Raw genomic sequence first — 3,210 nt, 5'->3', positions numbered from 1 at the left:
TTTATGTTTTTGGCAGACCTTGCAGTGACCTACTCTCCCAAGTCTTGAGACTTAGTACCATTGGCGCGGAGGAATTTGACGGTCGAGTTCGGGATGGGATCGGGTCTTGGGCTCCTCGCAAGAACCACAAGGTCAGCGAAAAACATAAAACGTGAATTCTGGTTTTGATGAACTGAGTAAACTGATGTGTTTACGGACATAGATTAATGAGAACGATCAAGCCGATCGAGCTATTAGTAACAGTAAGCTTCAAGCATTGCTGCTCTTCCACACCTGTCCTATCAACGTGGTGGTCTTCCACGGCTCTGATAGGGAATACTTGTTTTGAGGGAGGCTTCCTGCTTAGATGCTTTCAGCAGTTATCCCGTCCGAACTTAGCTACCCTGCAATGCGGCTGGCGCCACAACAGGTCCACCAGAGGTTCGTCCATCCCGGTCCTCTCGTACTAGGGACAGCTCCTCTCAATATTCCAACACCCACGGCAGATAGGGACCGAACTGTCTCACGACGTTCTGAACCCAGCTCACGTACCACTTTAAATGGCGAACAGCCATACCCTTGGGACCTGCTCCAGCCCCAGGATGTGATGAGCCGACATCGAGGTGCCAAACAATGCCGTCGCTATGGACGCTTGGGCATTATCAGCCTGTTATCCCCAGAGTACCTTTTATTCGTTGAGCGATGGCCCTTCCACACGGGACCACCGGATCACTATGACCGACTTTCGTCTCTGCTCGACTTGTCAGTCTCGCAGTCAGGCAGGCTTATGCCATTGCACTCGACGACCGATTTCCGACCGGTCTGAGCCCACCATCGCGCGCCTCCGTTACTCTTTGGGAGGCGACCGCCCCAGTCAAACTACCCACCATGCGCTGTCCCGGACACTGTTATGCCGCGGTTAGACATCTATGACGATAAGGGTGGTATCTCATCTTGTGGCTCCACCAAGGCTGGCGCCCTGGCTTCAAAGCCTACCACCTATCCTGCACATGCCGACACAAATGCCAGCGCAAAGCTATAGTAAAGGTTCATGGGGTCTTTCCGTCTGACCGCAGGAACCCCGCATCTTCACGGGGAATTCAATTTCGCTGAGTCTATACTGGAGACAGTGGGGAAGTCGTTACGCCATTCGTGCAGGTCGGAACTTACCCGACAAGGAATTTCGCTACCTTAGGACCGTTATAGTTACGGCCGCCGTTTACCGGGGCTTCAATTCAAGGCGTTAACCTCTCCTTTTAACCTTCCGGCACCGGGCAGGCGTCAGACCCTATACGTCGTCTTGCGACTTCGCAGAGCCCTGTGTTTTTGATAAACAGTCGCCACCCCCTCTTTTGTGACACCTTGACACTGGTTGCCCAATGCAAGGTCACGCTTATCCCGAAGTTACGCGTGCAATTTGCCGAGTTCCTTCAGTATAGTTCTCTCAAGCGCCTTGGTATACTCTACCAGTCCACCTGTGTCGGTTTAGGGTACGGTCAATATTGGTGGAGCTATTTCCTGGAACCGGCTCACTGCACTCCCAATCCGATAAGGGAATACAGCTCTGCGCGATCCGTCACTACCACCTGGCCCACGAATATTAACGTGGTTCCCATCGTCTACGCATTTCTGCCTCGACTTAGGGGCCGGCTAACCCTGCGCTGATTAGCATTGCGCAGGAACCCTTGGACTTTCGGCGAAAGTGTCTCTCACACTTTTTGTCGCTACTCATGTCATCATTCGCACTTCCGATACCTCCACCACCCCTCACAGGTATGGCTTCACAGGCTTACGGAACGCTCCGCTACCGCTTGCAACAAGTTGCAAACCCTAAGCTTCGGTGCATAGTTTTAGACCCGGTACATCTTCGCCGCAGGATCGCTTGACCAGTGAGCTGTTACGCTATCTTTAAAGGATGGCTGCTTCTAAGCCAACCTCCTGGTTGTCTAAGCAATCCCACATGCTTTCCCACTTAACTATGACTTGGGGACCTTAGCTGTAGGTTAGGGTTGTTTCCCTTTTGACGATGGACGTTAGCACCCACCGTCTGTCTCCCAGATAGTACTCTCAGGTATTCGGAGTTTGGTTAGGTTTGGTAAGTCGGTGAGACCCCCTAGCCCATCCAGTGCTCTACCCCCTGAGGTATTCGTCTGAGGCGATACCTAAATATCTTTCGCGGAGAACCAGCTATTTCCGAGTTTGATTGGCCTTTCACCCCTAGGAACAAGTCATCCCCGTCTTTTTCAACAGACGTGGGTTCGGCCCTCCAGTACGTGTTACCGTACCTTCAGCCTGCTCATACCTAGATCACTCGGTTTCGGGTCTAATCCGTCTAACTTAACGCCCTATTCAGACTCGCTTTCGCTGCGCCTACACCTAACGGCTTAAGCTTGCTAGACAGACTAAGTCGATGACCCATTATACAAGAGGTACGCCGTCACTCTTTCGAGCTCCGACTGTTTGTATGCATCCAGTTTCAGGTACTATTTCACTCCCCTCGTCGGGGTGCTTTTCACCTTTCCCTCACGGTACTGGTTCACTATCGGTCGTGTGCGAGTACTTAGGCTTGGATAGTGGTCTACCCATGTTCAGACAGAATTTCACGTGTTCCGCCTTACTCGAGGACCTCGATGCTTTCTACCGGTACGGGGCTATCACCCACTATGGCCGACTTTTCCAAGTCGTTCCCGTTCTTACACCGAGGCCACTGGCCTGGTCCGCGTTCGCTCGCCACTACTAACGGAGTCTCGTTTGATGTCCTTTCCTCTGGGTACTTAGATGTTTCAGTTCCCCAGGTTAGCTCCCTTTCGGGTGACCTTACGGTCGGGTTTCCCCATTCGGAAATCCTCGGATCAAAGCTTATTCGCAGCTCCCCGAGGCTTATCGCAGCGTATTACGTCCTTCATCGCCTGCACACGCCAAGGCATCCACTGAATGCACTTAAGACGCTTGATCGTTCTCATTATCTATGCCCGCAACGTCAACAACCCAAACCGCTCTTGTACGGTTCAGATCTCAGTCATCGGGCCGATGTTATAACCGAAGCATCACTGCTCCGGGTTTGATCGGTCAGATCAAAAAAACCAGAATTCACGTTGCTAAACTGTGCCTCTCCGAGGGTGTCGGATCAAACGGAACAGCAAGCAATCTCTTTACGATGTCCAAATATCGGGTCGTGGAAACCAAGGTTTCAACACAACCAAACTTTGCTCTTATCTCGCGACGTATTTT

The 3,210-nt window shown here is 51.9% G+C and carries 2 rRNA genes; both read right to left on the bottom strand.

The window, feature by feature from the left end:
* Nucleotides 1-16: 16 nt before the first annotated feature.
* A 5S ribosomal RNA gene (gene rrf, locus JHL21_RS17575) occupies nt 17-132 on the bottom strand.
* An 80-nt stretch (nt 133-212) separates the two neighbouring features.
* Nucleotides 213-2,934: ribosomal RNA gene (locus JHL21_RS17570) — 23S ribosomal RNA — on the bottom strand.
* Nucleotides 2,935-3,210 lie beyond the last annotated feature (276 nt).

The organism is Devosia sp. WQ 349K1 (assembly GCF_016595685.1).
Classification (GTDB): Bacteria; Pseudomonadota; Alphaproteobacteria; order Rhizobiales; family Devosiaceae; genus Devosia.
The sequence above is the reverse complement of the archived record's forward strand: the minus strand, read 5'-3'. Positions and strand labels throughout refer to the sequence as shown.